Source organism: Amycolatopsis camponoti, assembly GCF_902497555.1.
Taxonomy (GTDB): domain Bacteria; phylum Actinomycetota; class Actinomycetes; order Mycobacteriales; family Pseudonocardiaceae; genus Amycolatopsis; species Amycolatopsis camponoti.
This window is the reverse complement of sequence record NZ_CABVGP010000002.1, coordinates 378,652-396,463: the sequence shown is the minus strand read 5'-3', so window position 1 is coordinate 396,463 and position 17,812 is coordinate 378,652. Positions and strand designations below refer to the sequence as shown.

Annotated in this window: 18 protein-coding genes; 8 read left to right on the top strand and 10 right to left on the bottom strand. The window is 69.0% G+C overall.

The window, feature by feature from the left end; translation table 11 throughout:
• Positions 1-181: 181 nt before the first annotated feature.
• From AA23TX_RS22460 to AA23TX_RS22420, 9 genes are all read right to left on the bottom strand, one after another.
• Positions 182-994: a hypothetical protein gene (locus AA23TX_RS22460; protein WP_155544832.1), complete on the bottom strand. Its 813-nt coding sequence runs from the start codon at positions 992-994 to the stop codon at positions 182-184.
• Positions 995-1,109: 115 nt separating this feature from the next.
• Positions 1,110-1,832: a hypothetical protein gene (locus tag AA23TX_RS22455; RefSeq protein ID WP_230862673.1), complete on the bottom strand. Its 723-nt coding sequence runs from the start codon at positions 1,830-1,832 to the stop codon at positions 1,110-1,112.
• Between the two features lie 74 nt (positions 1,833-1,906).
• A complete protein-coding gene (locus tag AA23TX_RS22450) occupies positions 1,907-2,365 on the bottom strand; it encodes a hypothetical protein (protein WP_230862672.1) in 459 nt (152 codons plus the stop codon).
• A 346-nt stretch (positions 2,366-2,711) separates the two neighbouring features.
• Positions 2,712-3,806: a tyrosine-type recombinase/integrase gene (locus AA23TX_RS22445; protein ID WP_155544830.1), complete on the bottom strand. Its 1,095-nt coding sequence runs from the start codon at positions 3,804-3,806 to the stop codon at positions 2,712-2,714.
• A gap of 433 nt (positions 3,807-4,239) precedes the next feature.
• A complete protein-coding gene (locus AA23TX_RS22440; protein ID WP_155544829.1) occupies positions 4,240-5,190 on the bottom strand; it encodes an NADP-dependent oxidoreductase in 951 nt (316 codons plus the stop codon).
• Positions 5,191-5,216: 26 nt separating this feature from the next.
• The gene (locus AA23TX_RS22435) at positions 5,217-6,263 is read right to left on the bottom strand and encodes an SDR family oxidoreductase (RefSeq protein WP_155544828.1); all 1,047 of its coding nucleotides are present in this window, start codon (positions 6,261-6,263) and stop codon (positions 5,217-5,219) included.
• 11 nt (positions 6,264-6,274) lie between these two features.
• On the bottom strand, positions 6,275-6,889 hold the full coding sequence (locus tag AA23TX_RS22430) for a TetR/AcrR family transcriptional regulator (RefSeq protein WP_155544827.1): 615 nt from the start codon (positions 6,887-6,889) through the stop codon (positions 6,275-6,277).
• Positions 6,890-7,889: 1,000 nt separating this feature from the next.
• Positions 7,890-8,912, bottom strand: a complete 1,023-nt coding sequence (locus AA23TX_RS22425) for an alpha/beta fold hydrolase (protein ID WP_230862671.1) — start codon at positions 8,910-8,912, stop codon at positions 7,890-7,892.
• 27 nt (positions 8,913-8,939) lie between these two features.
• Positions 8,940-9,911, bottom strand: coding sequence for an aldo/keto reductase (locus AA23TX_RS22420; RefSeq protein WP_155544826.1), 972 nt, complete (start codon positions 9,909-9,911; stop codon positions 8,940-8,942).
• A 135-nt stretch (positions 9,912-10,046) separates the two neighbouring features.
• Between AA23TX_RS22420 and AA23TX_RS22415 the strand changes: the two genes are divergently transcribed.
• The 7 genes from AA23TX_RS22415 to AA23TX_RS22385 all read left to right on the top strand — a co-directional run bounded on the left by AA23TX_RS22415 (position 10,047) and on the right by AA23TX_RS22385 (position 15,893).
• A complete protein-coding gene (locus tag AA23TX_RS22415) occupies positions 10,047-10,670 on the top strand; it encodes a TetR/AcrR family transcriptional regulator (RefSeq protein ID WP_155544825.1) in 624 nt (207 codons plus the stop codon).
• 22 nt (positions 10,671-10,692) lie between these two features.
• Positions 10,693-11,799 (top strand): Gfo/Idh/MocA family protein, encoded by a 1,107-nt coding sequence (locus AA23TX_RS22410; RefSeq protein ID WP_155544824.1) that lies wholly within the window; start codon positions 10,693-10,695, stop codon positions 11,797-11,799.
• A gap of 201 nt (positions 11,800-12,000) precedes the next feature.
• On the top strand, positions 12,001-13,692 hold the full coding sequence (locus tag AA23TX_RS22405) for a PucR family transcriptional regulator (protein ID WP_155544823.1): 1,692 nt from the start codon (positions 12,001-12,003) through the stop codon (positions 13,690-13,692).
• Positions 13,693-13,704: 12 nt separating this feature from the next.
• The gene (locus tag AA23TX_RS22400; RefSeq protein WP_230862933.1) at positions 13,705-14,328 is read left to right on the top strand and encodes an MEDS domain-containing protein; all 624 of its coding nucleotides are present in this window, start codon (positions 13,705-13,707) and stop codon (positions 14,326-14,328) included.
• The gene (locus AA23TX_RS22395; RefSeq protein ID WP_155544821.1) at positions 14,325-14,924 is read left to right on the top strand and encodes an MEDS domain-containing protein; all 600 of its coding nucleotides are present in this window, start codon (positions 14,325-14,327) and stop codon (positions 14,922-14,924) included. The genes AA23TX_RS22400 and AA23TX_RS22395 overlap by 4 nt, the downstream gene beginning before the upstream one ends.
• A 136-nt stretch (positions 14,925-15,060) precedes the next feature.
• Positions 15,061-15,363 carry a putative quinol monooxygenase gene (locus AA23TX_RS22390; protein ID WP_155544820.1) on the top strand — a complete coding sequence of 101 codons (303 nt, stop codon included), beginning with the start codon at positions 15,061-15,063 and terminating at the stop codon, positions 15,361-15,363.
• A gap of 80 nt (positions 15,364-15,443) precedes the next feature.
• Complete coding sequence (locus tag AA23TX_RS22385; protein WP_155544819.1) at positions 15,444-15,893, top strand: DUF1931 family protein; 450 nt, start codon at positions 15,444-15,446, stop codon at positions 15,891-15,893.
• Between the two features lie 35 nt (positions 15,894-15,928).
• Here the strand turns inward: AA23TX_RS22385 and AA23TX_RS22380 are convergent, their stop codons facing one another.
• The gene (locus tag AA23TX_RS22380; RefSeq protein ID WP_155544818.1) at positions 15,929-16,783 is read right to left on the bottom strand and encodes a LysR family transcriptional regulator; all 855 of its coding nucleotides are present in this window, start codon (positions 16,781-16,783) and stop codon (positions 15,929-15,931) included.
• A gap of 94 nt (positions 16,784-16,877) precedes the next feature.
• Between AA23TX_RS22380 and AA23TX_RS22375 the strand changes: the two genes are divergently transcribed.
• Complete coding sequence (locus tag AA23TX_RS22375; RefSeq protein WP_155544817.1) at positions 16,878-17,756, top strand: aldo/keto reductase family oxidoreductase; 879 nt, start codon at positions 16,878-16,880, stop codon at positions 17,754-17,756.
• The last annotated feature ends 56 nt before the right edge of the window (positions 17,757-17,812 follow it).

Genomic DNA, 17,812 nt, shown 5'->3' with positions numbered 1-17,812 from the left:
CCCGGCAGGCGCTGCGAGGTGCTGGATCGCGAATGACCACGATCCGGCGACAGCGGCGGTCCGCACCGGAGGTGGACGATGCCGCCGGCGGCGTAGATCATGGGGCTCCTGCCGGTCCCTGGGCGAGGTCGGGCAGCACCGCCAGGCATCGAGGACGGTCTGTCGGCGCGCGGTGCTCCGGTCAAATAAGTGCCGATTCAGGGACGTGCAGCACCACGCGTTCGGTTCCGCCCTCGTCAGCGGCAAGCGGTTCGAGTTCCCGCCGCAACCGGCCTGGCAGTTGGTCGAACTGCCACTCGCGTTCCTCGTTGCTACTGAGGACCAGCACGCGGTCTGGCTGGTCGCCCTCACCAGCGATGGTGCGCCATCGCACTCCGTCGTGTGGCCCGCACCGCGTCACTACCTTCCAGAACGACGTCCAGTCCATCGGTGCCGCGGTCGGCGTCCGGGTGAACAGAGTCGTCCAGTCCGGCTTCATGCCGACAGCGCGGGATGCGTTCAGGGTGAAGAGTTTCGCTTTCGCCTTCGACGAGGCCGTCCAGGTGGTCGGCAATGCCTCGCTGAGTGACTGTGCTGACATCACGTAGAGCCAATCACCGAACCACGGCCATCCCACCCGCCGTCGCCACCACTCCGGTGGCGCTGCGGTCATCGTGGCCGGAGCAGCAGGTGCTGTGCCCGACCAGGACGTCAGCGGCCCAGTCCAATGCGGTACCGGAAACACGTAATAGACAGGAAGGGGTGGCCCTGACGGTGGGTTGAGATAGCGGTCCAGTTGCCGGGTATCGATCCACAGCGCGTGATCGGTACGGGTCGCCTCGGTTGTCTTCAGTTCGAGAGCTAACGTCTTTCCCGGCCCGGACGCAGCGAGCCGCGGTAGTGCGGCCAAGACATCCTCGCCGGAGGTGGGCCACCACATCGCTCCGTTCGGAAACCGGCTCGACAGGTAGATGCTCGCCCAATGCTCCAAGGTCTTCTCCGGAATGGAACGCATACGACCCCCAACCTGCGGTTCAATATCGACCTTGCAGGGGGCCGATTGTCTACCCTTCGAGCGGTCGTCGTCGACACGCCCAAGAAGGAACCCGAACTGCGGTGATCATCGGTCATCACACTCCAGCCTGGGTAGGCACACCGTCGTGAGCTGGTCGTCGTTGCGAGTCCGCCCGGACGACAGCGACGAGCAGCCTGGCGCGGGCCGCGCCGATGCGGAGCTTCTTCCGGAGCGTGTCTGCGCTGATCGGCCGGCCATGCACGTTCCAATGGCGCGTGTCTTCCTCCCTTGCTCGCTCAAGCAGCTCATTGTCAACCGTCCTGGTAGTTGGGAAATTGATCTGGTCGTCTGTCGGGGTCTCGTCGGGATTCGCCCCGCCCTCGGACGTTTCGGGTGCCCTCTGCACGACGGCGGTCGACTCGTCGCGGTGCGGGGTCCGCTCCGTTTCCACCTGGTCGTGCACTGCATCGGTTGGCCGATTCGCGGTGGTCAGTGCCCTGAGCAGGTCGGGACCGACCTCCGCCCAGCCGATCAGCAGCAGCGGGCCGACGGCGTCGAAGGCGGCTTTGCCGTACTGGCCGGCTACGAGCGGGTCGGTCACGTTCAAGGCCAGCGTCACGACGCTCGCGAAGATCAGCAGCCGGCGTGCCGGCCGCAGTTGTACCGGCGTCACTCCTGCCAGGGCGAGGTGTCGGCTGCCGAGGAGAAGTCCAAGGATCGAGAGGTCGACGGCGGGGGCGACTAGGGGAGCGACCCAGGCGGGCACGTCGAGGCGGAGTGCGAGGTTAAGTACGTTCCCGAAGCCGAAGAGGAAGGTGAGTCCGACGACGATGCCCATGAGCACGGTGACGGCTTGAACGACGGTAGTGCTGTTCGAACCTGATCGAGGTGGCAGTGTGGTTGCTGGCCGGGTCATCGTGGGGTGCCTGCTTCGGTGCGCGGGCGCCCGTGGGTGTCACGCATGGCGACGCCGTGTTCGAGGAGGTGTTTGCGTACGGTGTCGGCCGCGACGTCCATGTGGATGCCGATTCGTGCCAGGGACCAGCCGAGGTTGTAGAGGTGGATCGCGTCGTCGACCTGGTCTGGCGAGAGTCCGCGGCGGCGCATCGGCACACCGTGTCGGCGGAGGATGGTGCTGACTGTTCGCCGTTCGATGCCGAACCGGTCGCCGAGTTCGTACACCGTCGCGCCGGACTGGTAGTCGGCGATCAGCTGCTCGACTTGGTCGGCACGGAGTTGCCGGGCCCGGCCGGGTCGGTCGCGCTTCATCGACGGCGGCTCGGGGGTATCGAGGCTGGGAAGCTTCTCACGGAGCTCTTCCAGGGCCGTGAGCTGGCCTTTTATGTTCGAGTAAGGTCCCCTAACGTCCACTCTCTCGCAGAACCCTTTCGGTCACGCCGTTCCGGCAGGTCGAAGGGGTTTCTTCGTATCCCGGAACGATCTTGGGTGATCCGCTTCAACCGGTGCATCGGTGTCACTGCTGGGGCGTTTCTGGAGCACTACGCTCCCGCCCGCCGGGCCTCTGGCACCCCGTCGCCGCCGCTCCCGGACGGTGCCGCCGAGGTGGTCCCTCCCACCAGCGGCAATAGGGGCAGCCTGCACCGATCGGGTGTCTTTAGCCGACGGGGCCGTCTGCGGCTTGCCTGTCGCTGCCACCTTCGGCTTCGGCCCTTTCGGATACGGACTGCGGGTCGCCTTCTGCCAACGGCGCTGCAGATCAGCCAGCAACCGCCTCTCCACCTCCGGCGCCACGTGCGAATAGACCTCGACGACCCGGGTTCGGCAGGTGATGACCCAAGCGGCGGGCCTGGGCGATCTCGGGAGCTCCTCCGGCGATCAGCCACGTCTTGTGGCTGTGCCGCAACCCGTGGAACGTCAACCCGGGCCGGACCGCATACAACCGCACCCCCGCCTTGCCACCACCGTCGATCGCCGGCCGCAACACGCGGCGGTCGAAGCTCGAGCGCCACAACCAGGTGCCGCACGCGTTGGTGAACACGAACTCGAACGGATGCGTCTCCAGATGCCGACGCAACAGCCCGATCAGGAACGGCGGCAGCGCGATGGTGCGGGCCGAGGACGGCGTCTTCGGCGGACCCAGCCACCGCCGGCCTCGCGACTCGTGCAGGGACCCGGCCTCGGCGTCAACGACCAGCCGGCCGGCGTCCAGGTAGAGGTTGTCGCGGTGCAGGGCCGCGAGCTCACCCCACCGGCACCCCGTCCACGCCGCAGTGATCACCAGCAACCGCGCCACCGGTCCCCCGAGCACGCCAGCCTGATTCGCGATCCGCAGCACCTGCCCCGGGCTCGCCCACACCCGCTCCGCCACCATCGCCCAAGACCGGCGACCACGCCGGCGCCGCTGCCACACCGGATTGACCGAAATCAGCCGCTGCCTCACCGCATCACTCAAGATCATCGACAGCAGCTTCGCCCAACTCGCCACCGTCGCCGTCGCGTAGCCGGCCTCCCGCGACTCCTTCACCCACGCATCCACATCCAGCGCCGTGATCTCCCCCAACGGCGTCGCGCCGAACCGGACGAGAACGTGGCACCGCGGGTAGCTCTCGTAGTTGTCCACCGTCCGGGGATCCAGATCCTGCATTGGCAACCACCGCTCCCACGATCGCAATGTGAGCCGGCCGCCCGCAGGGTCGATCCACACCTGCCGCCGTTGATCGGACTTCACGTCACCGGCGTAGGCCTCCGCACTCCGGCGACTGCAAAACCCCGGCACCGACCCCACAGTCCCGTCCACGCGGCGGTACCGGACCCGCCACGAAACCTGACCCGTCTGCTCGACCCACGCCATGACGACATCCACACACCAGATAAGGCCGTCCCAGCATCACCCTCGACGTGACGATGTCAGCAAGGAGGGCACCGCACGTCGAGCAGAACAATCCCTTTCAGCCACTCCTCGCCCGGTGCTCGGTGAGACGCATGCCATGAGAGAGCCACGCCCATGACACCGGCGGCAGCCGCAATGTGGGAGCGACTCACCGAGCACCTTGGACCAGAGTCTGGCCGGACCCGGTCTTATCGCCCAGTCTTGAGTAGCCGATGGGCGGATGGCCCGAGGCGACGCAGGGGCGGATATGGTCATGGTTGGGGCTTCGACATGATCTGGCGGCATGTCGGCCGCGTCCAAGTCGCGATGACGGCGGCGAGTCGATGTTCTGAGGCCGCACCGGCTGACGTCCGACGAGTACGCCAGCCCTGGACTGTTGCTCTGTCGGGAGCTGTCAACGCCCTTCGCGGTCGGTCGAGCGCAAAGCCTCCAACGGCGTACGGCCCGTCTTGCTCGTGGCGAGGAGAACTTTTGTGTGCAGGGCACCGGATTCCAGTCCTGCATGCACGGCGGCGGCCTCGGTCAGCGGCCGGACCGTGTGCGGCCGAAGCGTCAGGCGCTGCTCGCCGAGCCGGGTCATCACCTCGCTCAACGCTGGTCGGATCCCGCCCGGGACGGAGCTGGAGAGGGTGACGCCGATCTGCGGTCCGCGTGGATCAGACAGTGTGATCACGCGTTCCGGGCCACCTGCCAGGTGGACCGCGGTCCCGAGGTCGGAGCGGCCGGCCGCGTCGAACACGGCGTCCACCGCGGTCACGCTGTCGCCGAGCGGCCGGGTGTAATCGATCGGAGTCGCACCCCACTGCCCGGTCACGGCGAAGTCCTGTTCGCGTACAGCCGAGATCACGGTGACGCCGGCCGCGACGGCCAGTTGTGTGGCGATGGTCCCGACCGCGCCTGCTCCGCCGAGGATCAGCAGCGTCTCGCCTGCGGTGACCCCGAGCAGGCGCAGGACGCGCACGGCGGCCTCGCCCGAGGCAGGAACCGCGGCGGCGTCCGCCCAGCTGACCGCCTCGGGCTTGCGGACCCAGTAGTCCGCCACCACGTACTCGGCATAACCGCCCAGGCCGGGTAAGGACGCGGCGACCTCGTCGCCCGGCGCGACGTCGTCGACCCCTGGGCCGACCGCGTCGACGACACCTGCCGCCTCGAAGCCGAGGATCGCGGGATCGGTCATCGGGAACGCGTGCCGCAGGTGGCCGCCTCGGATCGCCAGGTCGGTCGGGCCGACGCCCGCCAGCCGGACGGCCAGCCGGATCTGGCCATCACCGGGTTCGGGGAGGTCGACCTCGGACATGTTCAGCACGTCCGGCCTGCCGTAGCCGGACATCACCACCGCGCGCATTGAACCTCCACTAAGGACATATGTTGCTACGAGCCGGTCGGGAGCAGACCGAGGGCGAGCAGGCTTTCCGCGGTCGCGACGACGGTGTCCGCGGCGGAGCGCGGTCGCCACCCGAGTAGCGTGCGGGCCTTCTCGTTGGAGACGTGGCGGATCACGCCGAGGTTGGGCAGCATGCCCTGCAACGCGGGGGTGTTCTCGGCCGCGGCACGGATCACGTCGTCGGGGAGTTCGGTGGCGGGCACCGCGTTCGCCGCGTCGCCGAGCCGGTCGCGGATGGCCAGGGCGATTTCGTGCAGGGACACGGCGTCGCCCGCCGCGGCGATGAACCGCTGCCCGGCGGCCTTGGGGCTGGTCATCGCGCGCAGGTGCAGGTCGGCGGCGTCCCGGACGTCGACCACCGCGAAGTACAGGCGAGGCGTGCCGGGCGTGGCGCCCGTGAACAGCTGGCTGATCATGCCGATCGAAGAGGAGGAATCGGCGCCGACGACCGGGCCGAAGATGCCGACCGGGTTGACCACGGCCAGCTCCAGGCCGTTGCCCTCGTGCTCGACGAACTCCCACGCCGCGCGTTCGGCCACGGCCTTGGATTTGATGTACGGGGTGATCGGCCCGGTCGTGTCCGTCCAGTCCTCTTCGGTGAACGCGCGATCCGTTTGGGGGTGGCCGTAGCCGATCGCGGCGAACGAGGACGTGACGACCACCCGCTGCACCCGGGCGTCACGCGCGGCGCGCAGCACTCGCAGCGTGCCTTCCCGCGCGGGCACGATCAGCTCGTCCTCGTGCTCGGGCTCCCCGGCGGGGAACGGAGAGGCGACGTGCAGGACATACCGGCAGCCGGCCACGGCGTCGGTCCAGCCCGCGTCGCCAGTGAGGTCGGCCGTGACGAAGGTGAGTGCTTCGCCCGCGGAGACGCCCATGGCCTCGAGGTTCTGCCGGACCCGGGGTTCGCGATCTGGGGAGCGCACTGTGGTGCGCACGCGGTAGCCCGCGGCCAGGGCCTGGGCGATGATGCGACCGCCCAGAAACCCGGAGCCTCCGGTGACGAGGATGGTGTCGCTGGAACTGCTGGTCATCGATGTGCCTTTCAACGTGCCGTGCCGGCGGTGAGAGCAGGGAGCAGCAGGGCGTCCATCACGGCGATCAGCTGCCGCGCGGTGGCTTCCTCGCCGTTGAGGAGCTTCTCGATGAAGAAGCTGCCGAGCAGGAACATCTCGGCATGCTCCAGCGCCGGGTTGTCCGGCCGGATCGCCCCTCGCTCGACGTGCCGTTCCAGGATCGCTTGCAGCGCCTGGACATAGGGGGCGAGCAGGACGTCCCGCAGGGCCCTGGCCAGCGCCGGGTCGGACATCACCGCCTGCCAGATCCCGAGCGTCGGGGCGCCCGCGGGATGCGGTGGGGGCATGTGCCGGGCCAGTGCGACCAGGTCCCCGCGCAGGTCACCGGTGTCGATCGGGGGCAACGGCGGGTACTTGCGCGTGCGGAGCGCGGTGATCACCAGGGTGGGTTTGTTGTCCCACTGCCGGTACAGCGTGGCGGTACTGGACCGGGTGCGCCGTGCGACCTCGTCGACCGTGGCGTGGTCGTAGCCGACCTCGGCGACCAGCTCGAACGTCGCGTCCAGGATCTCGCGTTCCCGCTCGGCGGTCAGCCGCTTACGCCGCACCGACCTCGCTGCCGGCGTTGGCGTCTGCTTGCTCATGGCTGAACCCTCCGAGCCCGGCGTCGATCACTGGGAGATCATTCGCCGGGCATGTATCGAAAACGTCTTTTCGAAAGTAGGCTGTCGAAAACGCGTTGTCAAACAGCGCTCTTCGGAGCCATGGGAGCTGTCGTGGCTCCCTCCTTCGCCACCAGCGCGAACACTCGCCGATGCCGGCACCACGCTGCCGCGACGCAAGCACGCGCCGAGATGCGCAGGTCGTCGGGCTCGGGTGCAGACTGCCGGGAGGACATCGGAGAAGGCGGCGCACGGCTGTTCGACCAGATCGGATGTCGTCCGCACGATCAGCCCAAAGAGCAGCCGGGACAAGGGCACAACTCAAGGCAACGGTCAGAGCAAGGGCACACGACACGGCCCGACCTGGTTCCCCTCGGGTGGATCCAAGCCCGGACCGCCTGCCAGCTGCACCGGATGTTCGATACGAGCGCGGCCATTCCTCTCACTAATTTCGCCGGGGCACAGCTGGGGCAAACCCCCTGCCGCAATCGCGCTCAACAACACCCAGTTGCCAAGAACGGCACCGAAGCGCATCATTTCACTAGGCGATTCTCCATCGCCGCAGGTCAGGACCATGATCGGCCCTCACTGGCAGTGAGGGGCCAGGGGTTCGAGTCCCCTTAGCTCCACTCTCGCAGAACCCCTTCGTTTCAGCCGTTGTGGCTGGTCGGAGGGGTTTTTCGCGTTCCGGGTTCGATCTTCGGTGATCGGCTTGCGGTGTGATCTTGTGCTCCAGCTCACCGTCGACGGGGCGAGCCCCGCTCGCTCCAGCTCTCGAGCCCACTCGGTCACGCCCAACCGTTGGCTCGCAACTGTGTGGTTCCCATCCGCCGTGTGGCGAAGGCTCGGGTGCGCCTGACCGTAGTCGACGCCACGGGCCCTCGAGGATCGGCGGCCACCGCATCGAGAACGTCAGGGCGTGCACGGTCCTCGGACAGTGCACGCCCTGATGTTCAGCGGTTGGCTTCAGCGTTTCCAGCCGTCAGCGCAGAAACTCCAGCAGCAGCGCGGTGAGTTCCCGCGGTCGTTCTTCGGTGAGCCAGTGGCCGGTGTCGGCCATTACCCGGGTCTCGACGTTCGAGGCGTAACCCTTCCACTGTGTACCGACGGCACCGCTCAGCGCCTCTTCGCCGCCGACGGCCAGGACCGGCATCTTCAGCAGCCCCGCCCCGCGGAACTTCTCGTTCTGGGCGATGTCGGTGTGCAGCGCTTGGTACATGGCCATCCACGCCTTGAACCGGCCGGGCTCGCGGAGGTATCGGGCGTAGAACTCGTAGTCGCCGTCATCGAACGCACTGTCCACGGCCAGGTACTGCTCGATGAACCCCTTGACCAGGTCGCGCTCGTGCCCACGGACCAGATCCTGAGCGAAGTCCTTCTGGAAGAATCCCAGGTGCCACGTCGAAAGCTCGCCCTCGGGAGAGAAAGCCGGGAACGTGTAGAGGGACCGGTCGGGGATGGGCCCCTCCATCACCACCATCCTGCTGACCTCGGTGGGCCACATCGCGGCGTAAGGGTAGGCGATCCACGCGCCGATGTCGTGGGCCACGATCTGGATGCCCTTGTCGAGGTTGAGGCGGGCGAGCAGCGTGTGGACGTCGTCAGCCAGCTGTGTCGTGTCGTAGCCGGTCTCCGGAACCGAGGAGTCACCTGTTCCACGAAGGTCGACAGCGATCACCGTGTGGTTCTTGGCGAGGGCCTGAAGTTGCGGCTCCCACTCGGCGGACGTCTGCGGAAAACCGTGCAGGAGAACGACCGGTGAGCCGCTGCCTCCACGGAGGTAATGCATCCGGAAACCGTTCACCCACGCGTAGTTCGACTGGTAGCCGGTCGGCGGCCGGTTGGCCGGTTCGCCGGTCCGGGTGGCGGTGCTCTGCACGGCAGCCGACTCCGGTCTTGCGGTCACGGCGGCATCGGCCGAGACCAGGCCGGTCCCCACGACGGCGGTGGCCGCGGTGACGACGGCGACGACTGTTCTGGTCAGGACCGTCATTTTCTTTCTCATGTGTTCCCCTGAAAGTGTGATCGTCGGTCAGCGGTCGATGGCGGCCAGGTCGGCTTCGGCGTAGCGGTCACCGGCGGCCGACTCCAGGTTGTTCAGCCGGGCGACGTGGGCGTCGGTGAGTCCGATGTGGTCGGCGGCCGTGTTTTCCTCGAGCCGGTCGATGCGGGTGGTGCCGGGAATGGGGGCGATGTCGTCGCCCTGGGCGAGCAGCCAAGCGAGGGCGACCTGTGCGGGCGTGGCCCCGGCTTCGGCGGCGACGGCGTTGACCTCGTCGACGATGCGCAGGTTGAGTTCGAGGTTGCCGCCGGTGAACCGCGGGTTGGTGCGGCGCCAATCGTCGGCGTCGAGGCCGTCCAGCGAGCGGATGGTGCCGGTGAGGAACCCGTGGCCGAGCGGCGAGTACGGGACGAGGCCCACGCCGAGCTCTCGCAGGACCGGCAGAACCTCCGCTTCGGGGTCGCGGGTCCACAGCGAGTACTCGGACTGCACAGCGGCGAGCGGGTGCACCGCGTGCGCGCGCCGGATCGTCGTGGGGCCCGCCTCGGACAGGCCGATGTGGCGGACCTTGCCCTCGGCGACCAGTTCGGTCAGGGCTCCGACGGTGTCCTCGATCGGGGTGTCCGGATCGACGCGGTGCTGGTAGTAGAGGTCGATGTGGTCGGTGCCCAGGCGCCGCAAGGATCCTTCGACGGCGACCCGGATGCCGGCCGGGCTGCTGTCCGGGCCGGGGCGCCCGGTGTGCGAGACGAGGCCGAACTTGGTGGCCACGACGACTTCGTCCCGGCGCCCCTTGATGGCCTGGCCGACCAGCTCTTCGTTGACGAAGGGGCCGTAGACCTCGGCGGTGTCGATGTGGGTGACACCGAGATCCAGAGCGTGCCGGATCGTGCGGATCGACTGGTCGTTCAGCCGGCCGGCTCCGGTGTAGAAGGCTGACATTCCCATCGCGCCGAGACCGATGCGGGAGATCTCCAGCCCTCCGAGCGAGGCGGTTTTCATCCTGATGTCCTTTTCTGACGTGAGGTCGACCGCTTTAAGTTCCGATCGGTACAGAACGCTAGCACATCAGGACCGCTCGGTACTAAAGTCTGCTGTGACGAGAGCCGGTGGCTCTGGAACGAGGAGGACGCCGCCATGGGTGGTTCGGGGAGCACAGCGTTCGGCCGCCCCCGGGAGTTCGACATCGACGAGGCGCTGGAGTGCGCCATGCAGGTGTTCTGGGCTCGGGGCTACGACGGCACGAGCCTGACGGATCTGACCGGTGCCATGGGGATCACCAAGTCGAGCATGTATGCCGCCTTCGGCAACAAGGAGCAGCTCTTCCGCAAGGCGGTGAAGCGCTACGCCGAGGGCCCCGCCTCCTACGCGACGCGCGCCCTGCACGAGCCCACGGCACGAGGGGTGGCCGAGGCGTTCCTTCGCGGAGCCGTCCGGACCACGACATCGCCCGGCGCGCCCGCCGGGTGCCTGTCCGTTCAGGGCGCACTGGCGCTGAGCGAGCAGGGCCGCCCGGCGCACGATGTGCTCGTCGACTGGCGCAACGATGCGGGCGTACGGCTCGAGGAGCGCTTCCGGCGGGCGGTCGACGAGGGCGACCTCGGGCCGGACGCCGATCCGAGGCGTCTCGCCCGGTTCGTCATGACGATGGGGTTCGGCATCGCGGTCCAGGCCGCGAACGGCCTGGGGACCGCCGAACTCGATGAGATCGCCGCCACCGCGCTGCTCGCCTGGCCGGGTCAGCACCCCCGCACGTCGTAGCCGGCGATGCCAAAGGAAGACGATGGCAGAACCCGGAAAACGGCCGATCGGGGTCGGGATCGTGGGCCTGAGCGCGTCGGGAGGATGGGCGTCCGGAGCACACCTGCCCGCGCTTTCGGCCGTCGACGGCCTGGAACTGACCGCTCTGGCGACGAGTTCCGAAGCCTCGGCGGTCGCGGCCGGCGCCGCGTTCGGGGTGCCCGGCTACGCGTCGGTCCAGCAGCTCGCCGAGGACGAGAACGTCGACCTGGTGGTCGTCGCGGTCCAGGTGCCCAGGCATCGCGAGCTGATCTTGCCCGTGCTGGCGGCGGGAGTGCCGGTGCTCAGCGAGTGGCCGCTCGCCGTCGATTTGACCGAGGCCGGAGAACTGCACCGAGCCGCCCGCGGGACGCGTACCTTCATCGGGCTCCAAGGGCGTTCCTCCCCCACCGCCCGCTGGCTGGCCGACCTCGTCGCCGGCGGATACGTGGGAAAGGTCCTGTCCGCGACGGTGCTGGCGGCATCGGTCGAGTGGGGCACCCCCGTCTCCGAGCGCATGCGATACACGCTCGAACGCGCACTCGGGGCCACGATGCTCACCATCGCCTTCGGGCACGCCATCGACCTGGTGTCCATGATCGTCGGCGAGTTGCAGGACGTGGTCGCTTCGACAGCGGTCCGGCGACCGCTCGTCCCGTTGAGCGGCACCGGCCGGACGGTCCCGATGACGGCCGAGGACCAGATCGCCGTCTCGGGCACGTTGCCGGGCGGAGCCGTTCTCTCCGCCCACCACCGCGGCGGGACGCTGTCGGGACCTGGCTTCTCTCTTCTCGTCGACGGCACCGAGGGAACCCTCGAGGTCACCGCCGCCACCGGGTACCCGCACCTCGGCCCCGTCACGGTCCGCGGCTCACACGGGCGTGCCGGGCTGTCGGAGCTGACCTTGCCCGACGGCTACGACGACTACCCTCAGCTGGCCGGAACACCGACGCACACCTTGGCGCACGCCTACGCGGCGATCCGCGACGATCTCACCCACGGCACCGCGACCGCCCCGGACTTCACCCACGCCGTCAAACGGCACCGGCTCCTGGACGCGATCGGCCGGTCCGCCGCCGAAGGACGACGAGTGTCTCTCCCCGGCCTCTGACAAGGAAACCAAGAACAACACCGAACCGATCCCGGGACGGATCGTCATGCCGTGAGTGTCCGATCCAAACCGATTTTGTGGTGGACCGCCTGCTGCGCAAGCCTTCCTGCGTGCCAGGCGCGGTACGCGGCTTTCGGCCCGGCAGAACGGCCGCCGACCGCGTAGGGTGCGAAACACCAGGTCGCGTCGGGGAGGCCGGAGATGACACCCGAGAACGACGCGTCCACACAGGACGCGGAAGCCCGAACGGACAGCTGGTGGCGCGCCCAGTTGTCGAATCTCTACGGCCTCTCCGCGATTTCGATGATGATGGCCGACGGCCGCGAAGCGGCGGACATTTTGCGGCTCGCCGCGACCTCGGTGGCGTCGCTTAGTGGTTGCACAACCGATGCGGCGTACCTCGTCGACGAGGACGGCACGGTCACCCCGCAGAACGGTGCGGAGAAGGCTCATCCCGGCCTCGGCGCGGAAGTCGGCAAGCTCGGTGGGCAGAGCGGGCGGATCGAGCTGGCCGACGGCCGCTGGCGCTGGTGCCACGCGCTGCGCGGGCTCGGCGGCCTGACGGGCCACCTCGTGGTCCGGGCCGAGCACCCGCCCTCACCTGACGAAGTCTTCCTGCTCAACTCGCTGTGCCAGCAGACCGCCACGGCGCTGGCGAACTCCGCGCTGCTCAAGCGGGAGCGGCGGCAGTCGGTGGCGCTGCGGGAGCTCAACGATCAGCTGTCCGCGTCGGTGGAGCGGCTCAAGCAGCAGAAGCTGGTGCACGACGTGCTGTCCACCATCCCGGCTTCCAGGGCCGGCGAGCCGGGCATCGCGCACGCGCTGCACCAGCTGACCGCGCTGCCGGTAGCGATCGAGGATCGGTTCGGCAACCTGCGCGCGTGGGGCGGTCCCGGCCGCCCGGACCCGTACCCGAAGGTCGGCGTGCACCGGCGCGAGGAGCTGCTCCGGCACGCCGCGACCCTGTCCGAGCCGGTCCGGGTGAAGGACCGGCTCATCTCCCTGGTGCGGCCGCGGCACGAGGTGCTCGGCGTGCTCGCCCTCATCGACCCGGCGCACACCGCCGGCGCGGAACAGGTGTTCGCCCTCGAGTACGGCTCGACCGTGCTGGCGCTGGAGCTCTCCCACCAGCGCAGCCTGGCCGAAGTCGAGCTGCGCCTGCGCCGTGACCTCGTGGACGACCTCATCGCCGGAACCGACGACGGCAGCGCGCACGCCCGCGCCGAGGCGATCGGGCACGATCTTCGCCGTCCGCACCACGTGGTCGTGCTGCGCTGGGCCGGCGACCTCGCCGAGGACGTGGTCGCCGAGGCCACCGGACGCGCCGTGACGACGCTCGGGCTCGCCTCGCTCGTCTCGCGCCACTCGGGCGCGATCGTGCTGCTGGTTGCCGGGCCGCTGGACGGTGCGGCGCTGTACGCCTCGCTGTCGGAAAGCCTCGGTGCCGGGGGCGCGATCGGTATCGGCAGCCGCTGCGAAACCCCGGGGCGGCTGCCCAAGTCCTACACGGAAGCGGTGCGGGCGCTCGAGATCCGGCGCACTTCGCAGGCCCCGAACGGTGTCACCACCTTCGAACAACTGGGGATCTACCGCATCCTCGACACCGGGCAGAACCACGGCGACGTCGTCGAGTTCGTCCGCGAGTGGCTCGGCAAGCTGCTCGACTACGACACCCAGCGCAACGCCGAGCTGGTGGCGACGCTCGCGCAGTACCTCGAGTGCGGCGGGAGTTACGACGACACCGCGGCCGCGCTGACGATCCACCGGAGCACGCTGCGCTACCGGCTCGGCCGGATCCGGGAGATCACGGAGCTCGACCTCAACGATGTGGACAGCAGGCTGAACCTGCACCTCGCCACCCGGGTGTGGCAGGTGCTGCGGGGATCGCCGTGACCGGAGGTGACGATGGACCGGAAGCATCGGACCGATCGCGAGGTGGCCCTCGGCGGGGCCCTGCTGGCGCCAGGTGACCACCTGTGCGTCTTCCACCGGGGGAGAGCCGAGCGGGACCACCTCTTGGTCCCTTTCCTCACCGAGGGCCTGCGGGCGGGGGACGCCGTGCTCTACCTGGGCGCCGAGGGTGAGCGGGAGAACTTCCGCGAACGGCTGGACCACGTCGGCGACCTCGTGGTGACCGAGCCGGACGACGGCCACCTCCGGGACGGTGAGTTCGCGCCCGACGAGCTCTTCGCGATGCTGGACGGCTGGTCGCGGCGCAGGTTCGGCACCGGCGACCATCCGTTCGGGCGAATTGTCGGAGACATGAGCTGGGCCGCGCCCCGGCTGAGTCCCGCTCTGATCGACGCGCTCCTCGCCGAAGAGGTCGCGATAACCGCGTGGGGGGAAAAGTTCCCGCAGGTCGTGCTGTGCTTCTACGACCTGGACCTGTTCGGCGGCGACCTGATCATTCCGATGATCAAGGCACATCCGAAGGTCTGGATGGCCGGGACGCTCGTCGAAAACCCGTATTACCTCTCACCGCCGAAAAACGTTTACGATCCCGATTTCGAACAGAGGATTCCGTCATGACCGGTTCCCGGAAGTTCGGCACCCCTGGCGTCGTCATCGAGCCGGGGCAGCACATCTGCGCACTGCACGTGGGCGAGGAAGACCGGGACAGCGTCCTCCTGCCCTTCCTGACCGAAGGCTTGCGTGCCGGCGAAAAGTGCCTGTTCGGCGTGCACGAGGACGAGGTCGACGGCTTTCTCGACCGGCTCGGCGAGGACGTCGACGACATCGGCGGGCGCGTCGACTCGGCGCAGCTGGACATCCGGGCGGCGGGAGACCGGCTGCTGTCGCCGGAGGAGTTCTCCGTGGACCGGATCATCGAGTTCTGGGACGAGGCCGTGTCCGCCGCGATGGCCGCGGGCTACCCGTTCGTCCGGCTCGGGGCAGAGGCGCGTTGGTGGCACCCGCAGCTGCCCGGGCTGCCCGAGTTGTTCCGGTACGAGGCCGCGTTGAACGACTTCACCCGCCGTTACCCACAGGCGATCCTGTGCGTGTACGACGTCTCCCGGTACCGCGAGAACATCGTGTTCGACCTGCTGAAGACGCACCCGCAGGTGCTGATGTGCGGAGTGCTGCTGGAGAACCCGTACTACGTGCCCCCGGCGACCCTGGTGTAACCCTCCGTCACCGTGAGGCCTGGCCCACCAGGCCTACAACCGCGATCGATGTCGGGCCTGGCGGGCTGATGCGCCGCCCGCCCGCACTGCCCGATGCTGACCTCCGCAGTGATCGAACGAACCGCAGGAGGTAGCGATGGCCGTCACGGTGGGACTGCTGGTGACGCTGGAGGCGCAGCCGGGCAAGGAGGCCGACGTCGAGGAGTTCCTCAACGCCGGTCGCTCGCTGGTCGAGGACGAGCCGGCCACTTACCCGTGGTTCGCCGTCAAGCTCGGACCGACGACGTACGCGATCGTTGACTTCTTTCCCGACGACGCCGGCCGCACGGCCCATCTGCAGGGCAAGGTCGGCCAAGCGCTCGGCGAGAGGGCCGCCGAGCTGTTCGCGAAGCCGCCCGACGTCGCGCAGCTCGATGTGCTGGCGTCGAAGCTGGCTTGACGGATCGCCACCGCGACCTCGTCCGCGAAATCCATTCGAGCCGTTCGGTTCGTCCACGAACATCTCTCACAGGAGGCCTGATGCCGGTCATGGGTGCGACGCGGTTCGAACGGTTCTTCCGGGTGGCCGCGAGCCTGGACGTCGACAAGAGCGATCTGAAACGGTACGACGAGTTCCTGGACCGCAAGGTCTACGACCTCTTCGTGGTGGCCAAGGCCACGGCCAAGGCCAACGGGCGGGACGTCATCGAACCGCGGGACCTGCCGATCACCAAGGGACTGCAGGAGCGCATGCACGAGTTCCTCAAGCTGGACGAGGACCTGGAAGTGGTGCCGCTGCTCGAGCAGCTCCTGGCGCGTCCCGCGTTGGGGGTCGCGATCTCCGAAGAGACCGAGGGCCGGCTCCCGGCCGTCGCCGGCGGCCTCAGCGTGGCTCTCGCCCAGGCGTTCAAGATCATCGACCCCCGCGTGAAGAACCCCGGCTCCGCCGAATGGGACCAGGTCTTCCGGATGTTCGACCTGCTTCTCTGAACGGGCTGCGCGCAGGGCGGTATCACCGTGGCGGGTCAGAGCCGCGAGGCCGTCCGGATCAGCCCGGCCAGTGCGCGTGAGCGGCTGTGCGCGGGCCAGACGATATGGGTGGTGACCGGTGGTGCGTCGCTGAGAGGGACGGCGGCGTGCTCTTCCCACAGCCACGTGCGGGCGGACTCGGGGAAGACCGTCATGGTGCGCCCGAGGGCGATCAGCTGGGCCAGCTGCGTCTGGTCGTGGACCTCGGGCCCCGGGCCGGGCGGGTAGGTGTCGTGGCGTGGCCAGCGGGCGAGCGGCAGGCCGGGAACGTCGGAGATCTCGGCCAGGGACAACGTCTTGCGCGCGGCCAGGGGGTGCCTCGCGGGCAGGACCGCCACCTGTGCCTCCGTCATCAGTTCGACGCTGTCGAACCCGGCCAGGGAGTTGAACGGCGTGTGCATCAGCGCCACGTCGGCGCGGCCGTCGCGCAGCATCCCTTCCTGCTCGCACATGCCGCTCGGCAGGACCTCGATCGCGGCGGCGCCGGGCTCGGCCGTGTAGGCGTCGAGCAGCTTGTTCAGCAGCTCGTGGAACGCGCCGGCCTTCACCGCCAGCACCAGCCGATCGTGGGAGCCACCCGGTCCGCCGGCCCGGCGGGTGCGGCGGACGGCGGCGGTGGTCGCGTCGAGAGCCGCGCGGCCCTCTCGCAGCAGGATTTCCCCGGCGCCGGTCAGGGACACGCCGCGGCGGTTGCGCTCCAGCAGGGTGACGCCGAGGCGGCGCTCGAGCTGCTGGATGGCCCGGGACAACGGCGGCTGGGCCATGCCGAGCCGCTCGGCGGCCCGGCCGAAGTGCAGTTCTTCGGCGACGGCGATGAAGTACCGCAGCTCCCGGGTCTCCAAGGTGTCCACACCACAGCGTACCTCGCTGTGATACCTCCCCGGTATCACAGTCCACCGGATCGGTGTTGGCCGCCGCGCCCGGCCGCGCACCAAGATCGACGGCATGAGCACGAACACCGTTTTCCTGCCCGGCGGCACGTGGTCGCTGGGCGAGCTGACCGTCACCCGATTCGGTTACGGCGCCATGCAGCTGGCCGGCCCCGGGGTCATGGGGCCGCCCGCCGACCGCGACGGCGCGCTCGCCGTCCTGCGCGAGGCCGTCGACCTCGGCATCACCCACATCGACACCGCGGACGCCTACGGCCCGCGCGTCACCAACGAACTGATCCGCGAGGCACTGCACCCCTACCCCGCATCGCTGCACATCGTGACCAAGGTCGGCGCGCACCGCGACGAGCACGGCGGCTGGCCCCCGGCCCGGCGGCCCGCGGACCTGCGCCGGGCGGTCCACGACAACCTGGAAACCCTCCGCCTCGAACGGCTCGACGTGGTCAACCTCCGCCTCGGCGACGCCACGGGACCGCAGCCCGGCTCCCTCGCCGAGGCGTTCGGCACCCTGGTCGAGCTCCGGCAGCAGGGCCTGATCCGGCACCTCGGCGTCTCCAACGCCACCCCCGAACAGGTCGCCGAAGCCCAGGCGATCGCGCCGATCGTGTGCGTGCAGAACATGTACAACCTCGCCCACCGGCACGACGACCGGCTGATCGACGAACTCGCCGGCCAGGGCATCGCCTACGTACCCTTCTTCCCCCTCGGCGGGTTCAGCCCGCTGCAGTCGTCGGCGCTGTCGGCCGTGGCCACCCGGCTGGGCACGACACCGATGTCGGTCGCACTGGCCTGGCTGCTGCGGCGGTCGCCGAACATCCTGCTCATCCCCGGCACCTCGTCGGTGGCGCACCTGACCCAGAACATCGCGGGCGCCGGAGTCCGCCTCTCGGAGGACGACGTGGCCCAGCTGGACAAGATCGGGGCTGCCGGGTGATCCGGCGCGCACAGGCTCGTTGCGTTCGACAGACCGGGAAACGCGCTGCAGGCGGA